This window comes from Metabacillus sp. KH_069 (genome assembly GCF_057838075.1).
In genome coordinates this window covers 2,562,995-2,581,664 of the sequence record NZ_CM174460.1, presented here as the reverse complement: position 1 = coordinate 2,581,664, position 18,670 = coordinate 2,562,995, and the positions used below count along the sequence as shown (strand labels likewise).

14 protein-coding genes are annotated in these 18,670 nt (G+C 41.4%); 9 read left to right on the top strand and 5 right to left on the bottom strand.

What is annotated here, in order from left to right:
* Positions 1-2 precede the first annotated feature (2 nt).
* From AC3ISE_RS12765 to AC3ISE_RS12755, 3 genes are all read left to right on the top strand, one after another.
* Positions 3-1,259, top strand: a complete 1,257-nt coding sequence (locus AC3ISE_RS12765; protein WP_489221272.1) for an efflux RND transporter periplasmic adaptor subunit — start codon at positions 3-5, stop codon at positions 1,257-1,259.
* A 161-nt stretch (positions 1,260-1,420) separates the two neighbouring features.
* Positions 1,421-2,497 carry a glycerophosphodiester phosphodiesterase gene (locus AC3ISE_RS12760; protein ID WP_489221271.1) on the top strand — a complete coding sequence of 359 codons (1,077 nt, stop codon included), beginning with the start codon at positions 1,421-1,423 and terminating at the stop codon, positions 2,495-2,497.
* Positions 2,498-2,795: 298 nt separating this feature from the next.
* The gene (locus tag AC3ISE_RS12755; protein ID WP_489221270.1) at positions 2,796-3,338 is read left to right on the top strand and encodes a GNAT family N-acetyltransferase; all 543 of its coding nucleotides are present in this window, start codon (positions 2,796-2,798) and stop codon (positions 3,336-3,338) included.
* Between the two features lie 72 nt (positions 3,339-3,410).
* On the opposite strand, the gene AC3ISE_RS12750 is transcribed toward AC3ISE_RS12755, so the two are convergent.
* Positions 3,411-5,153, bottom strand: coding sequence for an ABC transporter ATP-binding protein (locus AC3ISE_RS12750; protein ID WP_489221269.1), 1,743 nt, complete (start codon positions 5,151-5,153; stop codon positions 3,411-3,413).
* A gap of 962 nt (positions 5,154-6,115) precedes the next feature.
* Here AC3ISE_RS12750 and AC3ISE_RS12745 point away from each other — a divergent pair.
* The 3 genes from AC3ISE_RS12745 (at position 6,116) to AC3ISE_RS12735 (ending at position 9,955) form a co-directional block, all read left to right on the top strand.
* Entirely contained in the window at positions 6,116-6,625 is a 510-nt protein-coding gene (locus tag AC3ISE_RS12745; RefSeq protein ID WP_489224333.1) for a DinB family protein, read from the top strand.
* Between the two features lie 494 nt (positions 6,626-7,119).
* Positions 7,120-8,007, top strand: a complete 888-nt coding sequence (murQ, locus tag AC3ISE_RS12740; protein WP_489221268.1) for an N-acetylmuramic acid 6-phosphate etherase — start codon at positions 7,120-7,122, stop codon at positions 8,005-8,007.
* A 28-nt stretch (positions 8,008-8,035) separates the two neighbouring features.
* Positions 8,036-9,955 (top strand): glucose PTS transporter subunit IIA, encoded by a 1,920-nt coding sequence (locus tag AC3ISE_RS12735; RefSeq protein WP_489221267.1) that lies wholly within the window; start codon positions 8,036-8,038, stop codon positions 9,953-9,955.
* 943 nt (positions 9,956-10,898) lie between these two features.
* Here AC3ISE_RS12735 and AC3ISE_RS12730 read toward each other — a convergent pair.
* The 3 genes from AC3ISE_RS12730 to AC3ISE_RS12720 form a co-directional block, all read right to left on the bottom strand.
* Complete coding sequence (locus AC3ISE_RS12730) at positions 10,899-12,221, bottom strand: (Fe-S)-binding protein (protein WP_489221266.1); 1,323 nt, start codon at positions 12,219-12,221, stop codon at positions 10,899-10,901.
* Entirely contained in the window at positions 12,218-13,630 is a 1,413-nt protein-coding gene (gene glcD, locus AC3ISE_RS12725; RefSeq protein ID WP_489221265.1) for a glycolate oxidase subunit GlcD, read from the bottom strand. Before glcD ends, AC3ISE_RS12730 begins: the two co-directional genes overlap by 4 nt.
* A 91-nt stretch (positions 13,631-13,721) precedes the next feature.
* Positions 13,722-14,849, bottom strand: coding sequence for a CdaR family transcriptional regulator (locus tag AC3ISE_RS12720; RefSeq protein WP_489221264.1), 1,128 nt, complete (start codon positions 14,847-14,849; stop codon positions 13,722-13,724).
* Between the two features lie 241 nt (positions 14,850-15,090).
* Here AC3ISE_RS12720 and AC3ISE_RS12715 point away from each other — a divergent pair, with 241 nt between their 5' ends.
* Positions 15,091-15,444, top strand: a complete 354-nt coding sequence (locus AC3ISE_RS12715; protein WP_489221263.1) for a VOC family protein — start codon at positions 15,091-15,093, stop codon at positions 15,442-15,444.
* Positions 15,445-15,608: 164 nt separating this feature from the next.
* Here AC3ISE_RS12715 and AC3ISE_RS12710 read toward each other — a convergent pair whose 3' ends face one another.
* Positions 15,609-16,157, bottom strand: coding sequence for a GNAT family N-acetyltransferase (locus AC3ISE_RS12710; RefSeq protein ID WP_489221262.1), 549 nt, complete (start codon positions 16,155-16,157; stop codon positions 15,609-15,611).
* A 177-nt stretch (positions 16,158-16,334) separates the two neighbouring features.
* On the opposite strand from AC3ISE_RS12710, the gene AC3ISE_RS12705 reads away from it, so the two are divergent.
* Positions 16,335-16,787 (top strand): VOC family protein, encoded by a 453-nt coding sequence (locus tag AC3ISE_RS12705; RefSeq protein WP_489221261.1) that lies wholly within the window; start codon positions 16,335-16,337, stop codon positions 16,785-16,787.
* A 214-nt stretch (positions 16,788-17,001) separates the two neighbouring features.
* Complete coding sequence (locus tag AC3ISE_RS12700) at positions 17,002-18,474, top strand: protein adenylyltransferase SelO (RefSeq protein WP_489221260.1); 1,473 nt, start codon at positions 17,002-17,004, stop codon at positions 18,472-18,474.
* The last annotated feature ends 196 nt before the right edge of the window (positions 18,475-18,670 follow it).

Here is an 18,670-nt window from a genome sequence, read left to right as displayed (position 1 = left end):
ATATGAAAAAGCAAACGTTGATCGGAATAATTACTGCTGTAAGTCTAGTATTCGTCATAATTAATTTAACTATCATATTGACCTCAGATCGGATAGAGCGTTCTAAAGCATTACACTCATACTCCAATGTCGAAAACGGGGACTTAAAGAAGCTGCTTTCTACTAAAGGAGTCGTGATTCCTTCTTCAAATTACTCCATTCAATATAATCAATCGTTAGGTGCGATTAATGAAGTATTAGTTTCTGAGGGAGATGCGGTTTTGGCAGGAGACATCCTCTTTGACTATCAAACTGGACACATCGATGCTGAAATTGGGGAACTAGAACAGCAGATCAGCAGATTGACAGCAAGGATCAGCTCTGCTGAATCTGAATTGTCAGCGCTTGAGCAGCAGCTGAGCGATGCGCAATTTGACTCCTCAGCGGATTCATTTGATAATAATCCTTTTGGTGCAGACACGACTAATCAAAAGGATAATAGTGAAGAAATAATAAGCAATCAAATTGGCGACAAGCAGGATCAAATTGAGGATCTCAACTTGCAGGAGGACGGAGTAAATCAGAAAATCGCCCAGCTGCAGGGAGAGAAAGCGAAATATACGGTTACCAGCAAGATGGATGGAACAGTCACTGAAATCAATCCATATGCACAAACTGAAAATGACGCTGTAGTCTCTATTCATTCGAATCAGCCTTTCCTGATTGAAGGAAAGCTTTCAGAAAAACAAGCGGTTAAAGTGAAAGAAGGACAAAAAGTCATAGCAGCCGCAGAAGTTTTACCTGAATCGAAAAAAGAAGGTACGGTAAAAGAACTGAAAATGGAGCCTATCGGTGTTCCGTCCGTTGATGAGAAAGAAAGTTTCTATCCATTTAAAGCTGAATTGATCGAAGCTGCTGAGACATGGCATCATGGATACCACGTCAATTTAGAAATCGTCCTTGAAGAACGGAATGGCGTTGTCGTCATCCCTGATTCTGCTATTCAAAAAAAGGCAGGTAAAACGTATGTTTACGTTATTAAAAATGGAAGACTTGAAAAAAGAGAAATAAATCTTGGTCTTGAGGTAAACAACCGCAACGAGGTTCTGCAAGGAGTAGCACGGGGTGAGAGAATCGTCAGTTTTCCATCGGGTGATTTAAGAGATAAGATGGAGATATTCATGCCAATTCATCAACGTCATGTTGAAGAGAAAACGCTGAAAGCATTTACTGGTGAACAGATAATCCGGTTGATTTTAAGAGGGATCGTTCATAAATAAGAAGAATAAGAGACGGAAATGACATTGAGGCAAAATGTCATTTCCGTCTCTTTTCTTATGGCATAACTTCATAATTTCTTATTATTCCATTTAACTTGAATTAACAAACTCTCTTTATACTTTTTAGGGAGAAGCAGAAAAAGAATTAAGGAGATGGGCAAATGAAAAGGAAGAAGATTTTTTGTGCAGCAATGGCAGTCCTAATGATGGGAAGTGCCGTTTCAGCTGGAAACGGACAAACCGTTTCAGCGGCTGAGAATGTCAATGGATCAAATGTATTTGATCTCCAGGCACACCGCGGCGGCATGGGACTTACAGTGGAATCTACGATTGCATCATTCTCTAAAGCTCTTGAACTCGGAGTGAACACTCTTGAGCTGGATGTGCAGATTACGGAAGATCATCAGGCTGTTGTGACACATGACCGCCAGATTTCCGGAGGGAACTGTCAGGATACCGTTCCTGCATTCGCTGATGATCCTGAGTATCCATACGTTGGAAAATACATAAAAAACCTTACCCTTGAGCAAATCCGCACTCTTGACTGCGGTTCGAAAACGAAGCCACAGTATCCGGGACAAGAGACCAGTCCAGGTGCTAAAATGCCGCTGCTCACCGAAGTTTTCGATCTGGTTAAACGCTACAATGCTAAGAAAGTTCAAATGAATATTGAAACAAAGGTAGAAGCTGGTGCTCCTCATGAAACCGCCCCGCGTGAGGAATTTGTCCAAATTGTTGCAAGAGAAGTCCACGAGGCAGGGATGCTTGATAGAGTTACGATTCAAAGCTTCGATTGGGGTTCACTGATGCGTATGCGAGAAGTAGAACCAAGTCTTCCTATAGTAGCACTGACTAACGGTCCGCAATTTTTGCAGCCAGGCCAGCCTGGAGCATCACCATGGCTTGGGGGAATAGACATCGATGATTTTGACGGGGACCCGGTGGCGGCAGCCAAATCATTTGGTGCAGATGCCATCTCGCCCGTACACGGATTTCCTCAAAACGGCAAAATCACCGATGAAAACTACGAACCGTATGTAACAAAACAAATGGTGGAAGATGCACACGCAGCAGGAATGAAAGTGATTCCCTGGACAGTAGATGACATCCCGACTATGAACAAGCTGGTAGAAGATGGTGTTGACGGAATGATCACTGATTATCCCGACCGATTGAGGGAAGTAATGTCACAGCATGGGTTTAAGATGCCTAAAGAGTATAAAGCGCCAAAAAAATAACTTTCTGATTCAAGTGCAATCCCGATTAGAGGGATTGCATTTTTTGTTAGATTCTGTTAAAAAATCAGCCCTTTTTTATAGTCGATATGGTATGGTTGAGAAGGAAATAAAAGGATTTTATTGTATCTAATTAATGAGAAAAACGAGTGTGAGGAGATTATTCGCATGAACACAATTAAGAGGATCTTAAAGTACTTAAAGGGCACAGGAAACGGGCGATAAAGGTTTCTGTAAGCAGGGGGAGAATTTAGCTGCATTAAATGTTTCATTATAAAACGATTAAAATGGGGTCTAAAAAATGAATAATACTTGGGAAGGGAAATTAGTCCGGCTGAGGCCCGTTCAGCTGTCTGATTGGGAGAAATTTCACAATGATGGCTTAGATTCAGAAATAGCAAGGTTAAATGATGCAATATATGGGCCGAGATCAGAAGAGGGTACTAGAAAATGGACAGAGGAAGAGACAAAGAAAGGCTGGGATGGACATCATGTCAGACTTGCCATCGAAAATTTCGATGGGGAATTAGTCGGCAGTTTAAATACCGACAAATGTGACCCTCGAAATGGAACGTTTAGTTATGGTGTCAGTCTTTTCCGTGAATATTGGAAAAAAGGATATGCCGGCGATGCCATAAACGTTTTATTGCGCTATTTCTTCGGTGAGCTTCGCTACGAAAAAGTGAATGCTTATGTTTACAGTTTTAATGAAAATTCAATTCGCCTTCATAATCGGCTTGGTTTTATGGAAGAAGGGCGTTTGCGTCATATGATTTATACGAAAGGAAGACACTGGGATATGCTTGTTTTTGGTTTAACAAAACAAGAATTTATATCTATGTAAAATATGTATGCACTTTTATCTGATTTTAAGCAGAAAAGCTGCCCTCCATTAATTAGGGCAGCTGTTTTTTGTCTAAATGGTTAGATCAAATTGTTTTGCATAAAGGTGTGAATAAGCTCCGTTAAGTGCCACCAATGATTCATGAGTACCTTGTTCTGCAATGCCATTTTCAGTTAAAACAATAATTCGCTTCGCGTTGCGGATCGTTGAAAGGCGATGGGCAATCACAATCGTTGTACGTCCTTTTGCTAACCACTCCAATGATCCCTTTATGATGCTTTCACTTTCGTTATCAAGTGCACTTGTAGCCTCATCTAAGATGAGAATAGGAGGATTTTTCAGAAAGACACGTGCGATGCTTAGCCGCTGCTTTTGGCCTCCAGAGAGTTTGACACCCCGTTGTCCGATTTCCGAGTGGTAGCCATTTGGCAAGCTCATGATAAAGTCATGTGCATGGGCAAGCTTAGCTGCCTCAATAATTTCAGTGTCGCTCGCTGCCGGATCTCCGTATCGGATATTTTCCATCACTGTTCCTGAAAAAAGGTAAACATCCTGCTGGACAATACCAATGTTCTTTCTTAATGACTGCAGATCCATATCGCGGACATCGATTCCGTCTATTAAAATGCTCCCGTCTGTCACATCATAAAAGCGGGGGATGAGTGAGCAAAAAGTCGTTTTTCCAGCGCCAGACGGACCAACTAGCGCAATGTATTCTCCAGGGATTATTTGAAGAGACAGATTCTCTATAACATTGTTCAAATTTTCTTCGTAGCGGAACGAAACTTGATTGAATTCAATTTCACCAGATACTTCTGACAAGTTCACAGGATTCGGTTTATTTTCAATGGCAGGCTTCAGATTCATGATTTCCATAAAACGCTGAAAGCCAGTGATTCCTTCCTGAAGCTGAGTGCTCATGTGAGTCAATCGCTGAATTGGCTCAATCATAAAGCTGATGTACAGTAAAAAAGTGATTAAATCCGCTAAATCTAATGATTTATTCACGATACTGGCACTGCCGAATATAATCACTGTGATTGTAATCAGCTGGATAATTGTTTCAAAACTATTGTATAACAAGGCCTCAGCCTTATAAGTGTTTTTTCGGCTGTTAAGAAAACGATTATTTTCCCGGTCAAACTTTTCAATTTCTATTTGCTCATTGGCAAATGATTTTACTGTGCGAATGCCAGATAAACTATCTTCTGTCTGTGCATTTACGTCCGCGATTCTTTCTTTATTGTTGCGTAATGCCTTGTTCAGCATTTTATTAAAATACAAAGCAAAGACACCTAAAAATGGCAGAAAACAGAAGACAGCAATCGTCAAAGGCGCGTTTATAAAAAACAAAATGACAAATGCTCCAATAAATCGGACAAAGTATTTGACATAGTCCTCTGGACCATGATGGTAAAGCTCGGAAAGAAGCAGCAGGTCATTCGTTATTCGAGACATAAGCTGTCCGGTTTTTTCTTTATCATAAAAGCTAAAGGAAAGCTTCTGCATGTGGGCAAACAGCTCACTGCGCATATCACTTTCCATCCGCGCACCTATTTCATGACCTTTGTAGTCCACAAAATAGTTTCCGATATTCTGAATGGCGGCCAACACAAGCATCAGCCCGCCGATCAAATACACTTTATTCAGCGCAATCGACAAGTTGCCTTCCAGAACATCCTTTGTAATATACCTGACAAGCAGCGGAAACACCAAAGTCACAGCTGATACGATAAAGGCGCATGCCAATACTGAAAGAAACAGTTTTAAATAAGGTTTATAATAGGAGAAAAATTTTTTTACTGGAAAACGCATGATTTACCCCTTTTTGTGTTATTTAGATACACATATAAGGGGAGGGAACACCGTTTACATTAAGAAAGTGTTTCACCCTCATATGCTGGTGCTGTTTGATTTGTCATGTTTTTCATTTAAATTGCCTCCTTGTATGTTAGTACTATTATTGTAAGCGATTTTATGGAAAAATGAACTAGAAAAGCAGATTTCAGTAGTGAAATTCATAACAAGGCTATATGCGTTGTCCAATCTCGACAAGTGACAATCACCCATTCCATTTCTTAAGAATACATTGCTTACATGTTCATCCTTTTTACTATTCAAGGAGGTAAACAGTTCAATGTATTTTCATAACACACCTATTCCATACAATGGTTACAATGATTTCAGCGCAAATTATACGAATGTTTTTGATGATGAAAGACAGGCGCCAACCTTTCCGCCGCCGCAGCAATTTGCTCAGCAAGTTCCTCAAACCTTTTTTTCGAGTTTCCTCTCGACTAATCAAATCCGGTCAGTGATGTGTCAATGTATAGGAAGATGGGGCTTGCTCGGGTTAAGGTTTCAAAGTCCTTTTGGAAGAGATTTATGGTTTTTCCCTACAGAGATTAGGCAAAATAGTGTTTCAGGATACACATGGCAAGGCGGCCTCAGTCAAAGAGCCCGTTATAATTATTCAGAAATCAGAAATTTTATCTGTTCAACATGATTGTTTAATTAAAAACAGGGATTATCAAAAAGCACCATTTGGGGACTAGATGGTGTTTTTTGTGTTTTATTTATATTGTATAATTAGCAATTTATAGAAAAAGAAAGGTGAATTATTTATCGAAGTTTTATGATAATAAAAGGATTATTGAAAGGTAATAGAGAAATGTTCATATTTAAACCTGCGATAGTTCAATTTGCGGAACTGGTTTTAGCAGAAGGGTTCGTATGAAAATCGTCAATAAGATTTAAAAATGCATGATTTAAAAGAGGTGTTCATTTTGAATAATGATCAAGCAATTGAAATCTACAAAGATCGCCTGCAGCATTATTCGGAGGTACAGTTAAGGCATATTTCTGAAGAAGGGACTTGGTCTATCGGTCAAATGTATCTCCACTTGATTGAGGTTGCGTTTGAGTATCTTAAGAATGTTGAAGCTTGTGCAGAAGCAACTGAAGAGCAAAAACTAGGGAAGACCGAAGCCGGTGAGAATCTGTTCGAACGAGGCGGTTTTCCACCCATTAAGATCAAATTGCCTGATGATCCTGAAAATACACCAAGCAATAGTAAAAGGAAAGATGAACTAATGCAAGGACTCATTCAGGTAGAAGAGAAAATGGGAGAGTGGGAAGAGAAGGCAGATGCGATTAATCCAAACTTCAAAGTAAGACATGGGGGATTTGGCTGGCTTAATGCAAGGGAATGGTTTGATCTAATTGACATGCATTTTCGTCATCACTTCCGTCAAAAGACAGAATTAGAAGAAAAAGTTGGGTTATGAACACTGAAAGGAATGCGAAATGGGTAAGTAGAAGAAGGCTGAAAAAAGGAAAGCCTTCTGAAGCATTCAGGAGAATTTCAGATTTATAAGATTTATAAAGCGGGAAAAAAGATTCAAGAAACAGGTACAATCTTTACTAATTAAATGCAAAATTTTAACGCGAACTTCAGGCTGCAGCACCTGTAGATATGAGATAAGAACGATAACGCCCATTCATTTCGTTAAATTGAATGGGCATTTTTTTGACTTAAAAACGGAATTTAATCGATAAGAAATGATAGAAAATGTTCCCAACATTGCCGTTTCACGATTAAACCCATAATAAAAATATGTGCTCAACGTTGATAACACTGCTTCTTTGGTTATATGAAAAACGTTGATACATAATTTCATAAATTTAATATATATATTGAAATTGCATTTCAGTTTGTGTTATTCTCTTCCTGAGAACGATTTCAGGAACCGATTTCAATTCATAGATAAGGGTGATCATCATGCTTGAACATTTAACAACCGAAACTCGTAATGAGAAAACAATGAACTTAGATGAAATGTCTACAATTGAACTTTTAACAGTAATGAACGAAGAAGATGATAAAGTGGCTAGAGCTGTGAAGGCGGAGCTTCCGTCCATTGCTAAAGCGGTGGATGCCATCGTCCATGCTAAAAAACAGGGTGGCCGCCTGATATATATGGGTGCAGGAACAAGCGGACGAATAGGGCTGCTGGATGCGGTTGAGTGCCCTCCCACGTTTGGAACGGACCCAGGTGATGTAATCGGGCTGATTGCAGGCGGAGAGAAAGCGTTTATAAAAGCCGTTGAAGGAGCCGAAGACAGTAAAGAACTTGGAGTCGGCGACTTAAAGGAAATTCAGCTAACAAGCAGTGACATTGTAGTGGGAATTGCAGCAAGCGGCCGAACTCCGTATGTCATTGGCGGTCTTGAGTATGCAAACTCAATCGGTGCAAAAACGGTAGCGGTCTGCTGCAACAAAGGTTCAGAAGTCGGAAAAAGAGCTGAGATTGTAATTGAAGTAGTGAATGGACCTGAAGTTCTGACAGGGTCAACACGTTTAAAAGCGGGCACTTCACAAAAATTGATCTGCAATATGCTTTCAACTGCCTCAATGGTTGGGATTGGGAAAGTTTATGGCAACTTGATGGTAGATGTTCAGCAGACAAATCAGAAACTTGAAGAGCGGGCAAAACGCATTGTAATGGAAGCGACATCTTGCTCGTACGAAACAGCTGAGGAATATTTAGTCCATGCAAAGGATAATTCTAAACTTGCGATTCTTATGATCTTAACCAACCTTTCTTATGAAGAGGCCTTAGACAAACTGAATGATTCACAGGGATTTATCAGAGAAGCCATAAAATAACAATTTTTCAACTGAGAGGGGAGCTACCATGAGTAAGTACCGTAAAATGGCCGATGAGATTTTGACGGCGCTTGGAGGCAGTTCAAATATTGCTTCTTATACAAACTGTATGACACGCCTTCGCGTAACGCCGGTGAACCGAGGGAACATTAACGAACAAAAGATAAAAGAAGTCGATGGAGTAGTAGGAACGGTCGATGATGAAACCTATCAAATTATCCTTGGCCCGGGAGTTGTCACAAAAGTAGCAGACCAGTTCGGCGCAGCGATCGAGGAAACAAAAGGACAAGGAAATGCATCTGACTATGAAGCAAAAGGTGCTGACATTAAGCAGGAGTTAAAAAAGAAAAACAGCACTCCGTTTAAAACGTTCCTGCGTAAAATCGGAAGTATTTTCATTCCGCTGATCCCGGCATTTGTTGGAGCTGGCCTGATTGCCGGTATTGCATCGATTCTTGCAAACAATATAACAGCTGGGAACTTATCAGAAGAAACTTGGCAGCAATATGTCACGATTTTAAATGTTATTAAAAATGCGATCTTCAGTTATTTGGTCATTTACGTTGGGATTAATGCAGCAAAAGAATTTGGCGCAACACCTGCACTGGGAGGTGTCATTGGAGGCGTTACACTTTTAACTGGCGCGACGCCGGAAATGCCTATCACCAATATCTTTACCGGTGAAGCATTATCCGCAGGACAGGGTGGAATTATTGGGGTTTTAATCGCGGTGTACCTTCTTGCTATGGTTGAGAAGTTCCTGCGCAGGTGGATTCCAGATGCCATTGACATTATTGTCACGCCAACTATTGTTCTTTTACTCATTGGACTGTTAACAATCTTTATCATCATGCCATTTGCCGGCCTGATTTCAGACAACATGATTGGAGCAATCAATTGGACACTTGATCGTGGAGGCGCGTTTGCGGGATTTGTCCTTGGAACAACTTTTCTTCCGCTCGTCATGCTGGGTCTCCATCAAGTATTAATTCCCATTCATATTGAGATGATTAACATCTCAGGCATGACAGTTCTGCTGCCGATCCTTGCGATGTCAGGTGCTGGACAAGTCGGTGCCACTCTGGCACTTTGGATCAAATGCCGCAAAAACACTCAATTAACGAATTTGATTAAAGGGGCTCTGCCTGTAGGCGTGCTTGGCATTGGAGAGCCGCTGATTTACGGTGTTATCCTGCCTCTGGGGCGTCCATTTATTACAGCATGTATTGGCGGAGGAATCGGTGGAGCGGTAGTAGGTATTTTCGGAAATATTGGTGCAATTGCTATTGGTCCTTCAGGTATGGCATTGATTCCGCTGATTGCTGACGGAATGTGGTTTAAATATATTCTCGGGCTATTAGCTGGTTATGCAGGAGGATTCATTCTCACTTATTTCTTCGGTGTTCCGAAAGAAGCTATGGTTAATACGGCAGATTCTGCTGAAAAGGAAGTTGAAGTAGAAGCAGAGAAAGGTTTCTCAATCTCTGATAAAGGTGCAGTGGTTATGCCTTTTGAAGGTGAAGTAAAACCTCTTGAAGAAGTGCCGGATGCTGTATTTTCATCAAAGTTGATGGGAGACGGATTTGCCATTGAGCCGGTTAATGATACATTGGTTTCACCTATTGACGGAGAAGTTGTGAGCGTTTTTCCTACGAAGCATGCAATTGGATTAAAGTCAAAGGATGGCTTGGAGCTATTAATTCATGTAGGTCTTGAAACAGTGTCCTTAAAAGGAGAAGGCTTTACGTCTCTTGCTAAAGAGGGTCAAGAAGTAAAAAAGGGAACGCCTCTTCTTAAGATTGATCTGGACTATATTAAAAAGCATGCAGTGTCAACAATTACACCGGTTATCTTTACAAATTTAGCAGAGGGAACTAGTGTAAAGCTGCTGAAAACGGGCTATCAGGAACAAGGCAGTGAAGGTGTGATTGCCTTAGAGCTTCCTTAAAGGAGTTTGGTTTTTAAGAAGCTGATTGAAGCGAAATCCATTTAACTTGCCGGCTGCTATCAATAGACAAGCGATTTGGAATGTAAAAAAAGCACCATTTAGGGGACTAGATGGTGTTTTTTGTGTTTACCAAAATATGATAGAACTTTATGATCCAAGGAGAAGGTGATATTTAACATTTGGATGTTCATCCGTGAGATGACAGTGCTGTTTGGAACCATAATGAAAAAGGAGGATGGGACAAAACTTGTTTTTTCAATGTCTAACGTTTCTCAGGAGACTATTTTATCCTGAAAATACAGGTAAGGATAAGGAGAATTGACAGCACTTTGTGAGGTAGCTCCACATTGAAAAATTGGCACCACTCCGGGGAGTGGCGCCACAACTGATGAGGGATCACCAGAAAAGTGGCAGCACTCCGGGGAGTGGCGCCACAACTGAGAAGACATCAACTGAAAATTGGCAGCACTATGGGGAGTGGCGCCACAACTGATGAGCGATCACCTGAAAATTGGCAGCACTCTGGGGAATGGCGCCACAACTGATGAGGGATCACCAGAAAAGTGGCAGCACTCCGGGGAGTGGCGTCACAACTGACGAGCGTTCACCAGAAAAGTGGCAGCACTCCGGGGAGTGGCGCTACAACTGACGAGCGTTCACCAGAAAAGTGGCAGCACTCCGGGGAGTGGCGCTACAACTGACGAGCGTTCACCAGAAAAGTGGCAGCACTCTGGGGAGTGGCGCCTCAACTGATGAGCGTTCACCTGAAAAGTGGCAGCACTCCGGGGATTGGCGCTACAACTGAGTATGGGATATCAAATGTCCATCAAAAAAACTTTGGCTATAGAAGCCTTTTATACAGAAAAAATCCGAACTATTAACTCACAGTTCGGATTTTTCTTTGGCTATCTGACTTTTTTTCCAGCCTCTTTTTTTATTCTTCTTAATTTTGAACTGCTTCTAGCAGCAAGTCAGCAATATGAACAGCACGCACCTTGTCTGACAAGCCTTCCCGCTCAATACCAAGTTTCATTTGCAGCAGGCACCCGGGGTTTGCTGTGACGATGGTTGCGGCATGAGTGGCTTTTGCGTTTTTCATTTTGGTATCTAGAATCTGCATTGACATTTCTGATTCGACAATGTTGTAGATTCCGGCTGAACCGCAGCAGCTGTCGGCGTTTTTCATTTCACGGTATTCAATGTTTCCGATTGCTTTTAATAGCGTGCGGGGTTCTGCGGATGTTTTCATGACATTTCTTAAATGACATGAGTCCTGATAGGTGACTGCCTGTTGAGGCAGTTTTAGCTTCATCTTAAAGAACTCAAGTTCAACCAGAATGCTTGATAGGTCTTTGAGCTTGCTTGAGAATGCTTTAGCCCGCTCTGACCATTTTGCATCGTCTTTAAGAAGATGATCGTAATCAATTAAAAAGGCTCCGCAGCCTCCTGCGTTTGTAATAATGTAATCAACCTGCAGGTCTTCGAATGCGGTAATGTTTCGTTTGGCAAGGTCTTTAGCAGTGTCTTTTTCACCACTGTGTCCATGCAAGGCTCCGCAGCAGGCCTGGTTTTCTGGTATGACAATTTCACAGCCTGAAAGCTGAAGCAGCTTCATAGTTGCGTCATTTGTTTTCATAAACATCGTATCCATCAGGCAACCGGAGAAGAAGGCAACACGTTTTCGTTTTTCCGGTTTAGCAGGCAAATAGGTCGGCCGGTTTTTCATTTCCTTTAATGTCGGGATTACCGGAAGCACTTTTTCCATGGAGGATAAACTGTCAGGCAAAAGCTTCATCATGCCTGAAGAACGCACGGCGCGCTGCAGGCCGGAACGCTGGTAGAATCCAATTAATCCTGTTAATGTACGCATGCGTTCCTGATGAGGGAACAATCCTTCAAAAACGGCTTTACGGACCGTTCGTACAGGCAGTGAATGCTTTTTGTTCTGATTAATAATATCGCGCGCCTCTTCAAGCAAGTGGCCATAATTTACTCCAGAAGGGCAGACAGGTTCACAGGCTCTGCAGCCCAAACACATATTGAGAGACTTTTCTACGTCTTCATCAGGTTCTACAAGTCCTTCTGCAACTGCTTTCATCAGTGCGATTCTGCCTCTCGGAGAATGAGATTCCTGAAATCCTGACTCAATATAGGTCGGACAGGTTGGCAGGCAAAATCCGCAGCGCATGCAGTTAAGAAGTTCATCCTCGTTCATCCGTTCCTTAAATTGCTCTTGGATGGTTTCACGTTCCTTTAATGTTGTCATCTTGAGACCACCACCCGTTTTCTCGAGTCTTTGGCAAACATTTTGCCTGGGTTCATGATGTTATTTGGGTCAAGTGAATGCTTAATGGCTTTCATGGCGGCAATCCCTTCCTTGCCTGCCTTCAGCTCAAGGTACGGAGCTTTCATAACGCCGACTCCGTGTTCGCCTGTAATGGTTCCGCCAAGCTCGATTGCTTTTACAAATATTTCTTCGAACGCTTTTTCAACGCGCTCTATTTCTTCATGATTTCTCACATCAGTCAAACACGTTGGATGGAGGTTCCCATCTCCTGCATGACCAAATGTGCAAATTGTGAGGCCGTATTTTTCCGCTATTTCATTTGTGGCCAGCACCATTTTTGCGATTTCTGACCGGGGCACAGTTGCATCTTCCAGTATCGTTGTCGGTTTTAGTCTGGCTAATGCAGAAAGGGCGGAGCGGCGTGCCGTCCGAAGACCATCTGCTTCTGCTTCGGATTCTGCTACCTTAACCGAAACGGCTTTTTCCTGTTCGCAAATGGCAGCCATTTTAATCATATCTCTTTGGACAACGTCAGCAGGTCCGTCCTGCTCAATTAAAAGAACTGCTTTAACATCAGTCGGCAAACCGATTTGAGCAAAATCCTCAACTACTTTTAAGGTAGGCTGATCAAGGAATTCAAGTGTTGTCGGAATGATTTTATTTGCAATGATTTTTGAAACGGATTTTGCTGCTGCTTCTAAATCCTGATAGAGAGCAAGCATCGTCATTTTATCCTCCGGCACAGGAATCAGTTTAAGAATGGCCTTTGTTACAATTCCGAGAGTTCCTTCTGATCCTACGAAAAGACGGGTTAAATCATATCCTGCTACGTCTTTTGCGAGTTTTCCGCCGGTTTGGATAATGTCTCCGTTTGCCAGAACCACTTCCAGTCCCATGACATAGTCGCGTGTTACACCATATTTCAGACCGCGGAGACCGCCTGAGTTTTCATTGATGTTTCCGCCTATAGTAGAGATTTTCATTGAGCTTGGATCAGGCGGATAGAACAGGCCTTTTTCCTCGACAGCATGAATGAGGTCAAGGGTGACTACTCCAGGCTGAACAGTTGCAGTAAGGTTTTCCTCATCAATCTCTAAAATGGCATTCAAATGTTTAAATAAAAGGACAATTCCGCCTTCAGTCGGGCAAGTCCCTGCGCATAGATTGGTGCCGGACCCTCTGGGGACAAGCGGAATTTGCTGCTCATTGCATATTTTTACGACTTTTGAGACTTCTTCTGTATTTCTTGGAGCAATAACAGCGTCAGGAAGTGATTGAAACTGCGGTGTTGCATCAAAGGAATACACGAGTCTCCCTGCTTTTGAATCATCATAGTTTCCAGCTCCAACAATGGATTGGAGCTTTGCTTTTATTTCTGCTGGTATCATCCAGTTCTGCCTCCCTATTCATGTAAAAATGAGTACTTCCTTTTATCATAAATAAAAGACGAAGGATAAACTATGGATAATCCTACAAGGTTTAAAGGGTATTTGGTTCATTTTTTGGATAATCATCTAAAAAGAAAAAGGCAAGAAACAAAGCAGTCAGGTCTTCAGAATGTCTCGGGTTTAATCCTGTAAGCTGCTCAATACGCTTTAAACGGTAGTGAAGGGTGTTGATATGAATATGAAGATGATCTGCCGTATGTTTGAAGGATTGGTTATGGTTAAGAAATGTCTTTAAAGTATCCAGTAATTCCTGATCTAGTATGATCGGTGCGATGGTCCGGCTCACAAACTCTTCTCTGGTATCTTTTTTGATGTCCTTCAGGAGCATTTCCAGACGCAATTCCTCATCAAAAACAATTGAATTCGTGTTCTTGGCTACTGTTAAAGCACGGTCAGCCTGTTCAAATGAACGATAAACTTCTGCTGCTGCAGAGTGCTGCCCAACCCCCATGGAGATCTTAAGCTGATATCTTTCACTTAGATAACGGCTGATTTGGATGGCAAATTGCCGGGTGCGTTCTTTGTTCTCTTTTGCCGCCTGCAGGATCACAAAGCGGTCATTGCCCCAACGGACAAACACATCTGTACTCGCGTTCATGAATGTCTGCATGATGTCATTCAAAATTTCCTGGCCAATCAGCGCATCTTCGCGTCCTGTACAGTGGCCAATCATGACCTGCCTGTCCGCAGACAGGTCAATTCCAAGGAGTTCTGCCTGATTCAAAAATGCCTCAGACCATTCGGACTTTTGGATCCAGTCAAAAACGAAAGCTTCAAGAGCCCTCGTTCGCCATTCAAGCTGCTCAGAATAGTACCGTTCATTCATAAGAAGCTCGGTCATCTTTTTCAGAATTTCTCCAAATGGGGAAACATTGTCCGGATCTCCGGTAATCCCGATGACTCCTGCAATTTGATTCTGGTAGAAAACTGGCAAATTAATACCTGATTTGACCCCGGCCAGCACGTTAAGATCTTTCTCTGTAATAATGAGCTTCCGCTGCTCGCGGCAGCAAATAAGCGCTCCTTCATGAAACGTGCCTACTCTGCTTTCATCTGTACTTGCGATGATTATCCCGCTTGTATCTGCCACAATTAACTCTTCATCTATAAGGTGGTTCATTTCTGAAATGATGCTTTTAGCCAAAGAAGGTCTGATCAAAGTGCTTCCTCCAGTATTAAGTGGTGTGTATATTTTAGCATGTTTAAAGTGTTTCATGAGTATGAAAGGAATTTTAAAAGGAAGTGGGTAAATATTGTTATTTCAAGCTGAATTTTTATAAAATCTATTGCCAGAGGAGATAATTATTCCCATTTTTTCAAAGTTATTAGCAGGCTAGTTGAATAAAATAGCGAATGTAATATATTAGTGCATATTGAAAATAATTAAGGAGGTGTCTTATGTGAACAGCCCTATTTTAAATCAAATCGGAACGGTCTTTATTCCAGTTAGCAGCATTGAGAAAGCACGAGATTGGTATTGTGATATTTTAGGTTTAGAAGCAGATGGAGAAATACAGTTTGGCCATATTTACGTTATGCATATGAAGGGTACAGGGATCGTTTTAGACAGCAAGATTTATTCAGAACAAAACATAATAAAAACGCCCTTATTCCATTTCAATACAGAAAATATTGAGGAAGCCTTTACTTTTATGAAGAAAAAGAAGGTTGATGTGATAACTGAAATTGAACATCATCATTATTTTAATTTCAGAGATCCAGATGGAAATCATTTGATGATTTGTAAGTGTTAATTGATATCAACAATCGGACCATTAAATTGAAGAACAACCTTATCGAAGAACTTTTCTTAAGTGACAAATAGGCTCTTATCCCTTTCTCGATAATCAGACAGACTCTCCAATGAGTCTGTTTTTTACTTTAACTTAAATGATGCGAGGTACGTCTTAATAAAGTTTTAGTTGGATTTTCCAACCTGTTTATTACTGCGTAAAACCGTAATAAATCCATCCAATATATCATGGCTGACAGAAAATCCTTTGCGTTTGTAGAATTCCAAGGCGATGTCATTGCCATTTGAAACAAAGATAAAATAATCTTCGATATCCTCAAATTGCTTCAGCCATTCCATCGACATATTAAAAAGTTTGGATCCAATCCCATACTGTCGGTACTCTTCCTTAATATAAAATTGAGATAGACACCCTACATTTTTTCTGCTGACAGAAGAAAGATCAAAAAAAGTGGCGAATTCATTTGAATATGCTTCTTTGGGGGAGATATTTGAATAAACATAACCTGCTGTTTTCTCTCCATCTTTTACTAATACAATATAATTATTTAAGGCTTTTTTTATTGAGGGGAACAGCCGAGTCTCAAAATTCATGCTGTCAAACAATTCCGGTTTTATGTATGATTTTGACTTTTGAAAGGCCATAAGTTCGTTGCATATCTCTCTGCAGCATTCAATTTCATCATCTGGGATTATTTCATAATGTAAATTCATTTTTTCACTCCTTTTATCTCGAAATTAACTCTAATCATATTCTAATACAAAAGTGAAAGTGAATCAGAATATTTTTACGGTTTTCCCTCTAAAAACGTACACCTGCTCAGTCAAATGGAGGATCACATATTCATTGTATATTTGTTACAATGTGGAAAAATAAGGGGTGATTAAAGGATGTTTCCTGGATCTCTGTATGAAACTCATGTTCAAACAAAAAAACTAGAAACAGCAATAGAATTCTATCTAAAACTGGGATTAGATCTGGCTCATTATATAGAAGAGCGCCGCGTGGCTTTCTTTTGGTTTGATAAAAGGAATAAGAAGGAGCAAATGCTTGGCGTATGGGAGGTATCAGAAGAAGAATTTCACAAAAGCCATTTTGCATTTAAGGTTAACTATGAAGCTATCATTCATGCAAGGGAGTGGCTTCTTGAGAAGGGGATAAGCCCAAGATCCGGTTTTGGGCTTGAACCTTCTGAACCCATGGTTCATACTTGGATGCCATCTGCTAATGTTTATTTTAATGATCCTGACGGGAATTCATTGGAATTTCTTTGCTTACTTCCGGAAAAGAAGAATGTTGAAAAAGATGTTATGTATTTAAGTGAATGGGAAACTATAGAGTAATCATATTTGTATGAAGGAATATTTCAGTAATACAGCATCGAGAAAATGGTGTCACTAGCATTATGCAAAGTTTTTTCATCATGGTGAGTGAAAATAATGCCTGGATAGGATACTATGGAGTGAAATAGAGCTTACACAACATAAATCCAATTGTTATTCGTGATTAATCACTCTTAATCGTAATGAAAAGACAAATAGAAGAGAAGGAGATACGATGACAAATAAAAAAGAATTAAAAACAGGATGGAACTTCGACAACAGTTACGCCAATTTGCCCAGCACTTTTTTTGCCAGTGTTAATCTTAACCCAGTAAGTTCACCGAAATTGATTATTCTTAATCCACCGCTGGCAGCTGAACTTGGGTTAAATATTCAGGCTCTTCAAAGTGAAGACGGAGCAGCGTCGCTTGCCGGAAATCAGGTTCCTGAAGGTGCATTTCCTCTTGCTCAAGCATATGCCGGGCATCAATTTGGCCACTTTACCATGTTGGGGGACGGACGTGCGATGCTGCTTGGTGAGCAGATTACTCCTGAAGGTAAGCGGGTCGATATTCAGTTTAAGGGTTCAGGCAGAACGCCATATTCCCGAGGGGGAGATGGCCGGGCGGCACTTGGACCGATGCTGCGCGAATACATCATCAGTGAAGCCATGCATGCTCTCGGGATTCCTACCACCCGCAGCTTGGCTGTAGTGTCAACCGGTGAGCAAGTTATCCGTGAAACTGCCTTGCCTGGTGCGATTCTGACGCGTGTGGCTGCAAGTCACCTACGATTCGGCACGTTTCAATACGCTGCAAAATGGGGGACGGAAGAAGATCTGAGAACCCTTGCTGACTATGCATTAAAGCGTCATTATCCAGACATTGAAGAGGATGAGAACCGATATCTTTCCCTTCTTAACGAAGTGATCAAGCGTCATGCGATGCTGATTGCTAAATGGCAGCTGGCTGGATTTATTCACGGGGTGATGAACACGGATAACATGACCATTAGCGGGGAAACCATTGATTATGGTCCTTGCGCTTTCATGGATTCTTATGACCCGGAAACAGTGTTCAGCTCAATTGACCTCCAAGGCCGCTATGCTTACGGCAATCAGCCGTATATTGCCGGATGGAACCTCGCAAGATTTGCTGAAACCCTGTTGCCGCTGCTGCATGACGATGAGGAACAGGCTATCAAGCTTGCCCAAGATGCTATTTCAGAATTTATTGAACGGTACCGCCGCCATTGGCTCTCGGGAATGAGAGGCAAACTGGGATTATTTAATGAAGAGACACAGGATGAATCTCTTATTGAAAACCTGCTGAGTATGATGAAAGAGTATCGTGCGGATTATACCAATACATTTCGTGCTTTAACTTTTGATAACCTTGAAGATCATGTGCTGTTTAAGACTGAAGAATTTGCACAGTGGCACGGGGTATGGCAGGCTAGAATTAGCAGGCAGGATGAAGATGAATCATCTTCTAAGCTATTAATGAAGAGCAGCAATCCAGCAGTAATCCCCCGTAACCATCGGGTAGAAGAAGCACTGGAAGCTGCATTGAAACAGGGTGACTACAGCGTGATGGAGCGGCTGCTGGGTGTCCTTTCAAATCCATATGCGCACTCTCCTGAACAGGAGGAATACTGCACACTGCCGCCGGAATCATCAGGTCCTTACAGAACTTTTTGCGGGACGTAATAAATTTTTCACCTTTTATCAGGTCCACTTTTCTTAAAAAGTGGGCTATTATTTATTACACAGGCTTTAAAATAAGCAATGTCAAATTGCGGTCAAATTTTCCTCTTTTGAAGAGATTTGTTTAAAGTGAAGGGGCTGTCCAGGAAGTCTGTTTACGCAACATTATTGTTTTCGATTATATGCTGTCCGTTCCTTT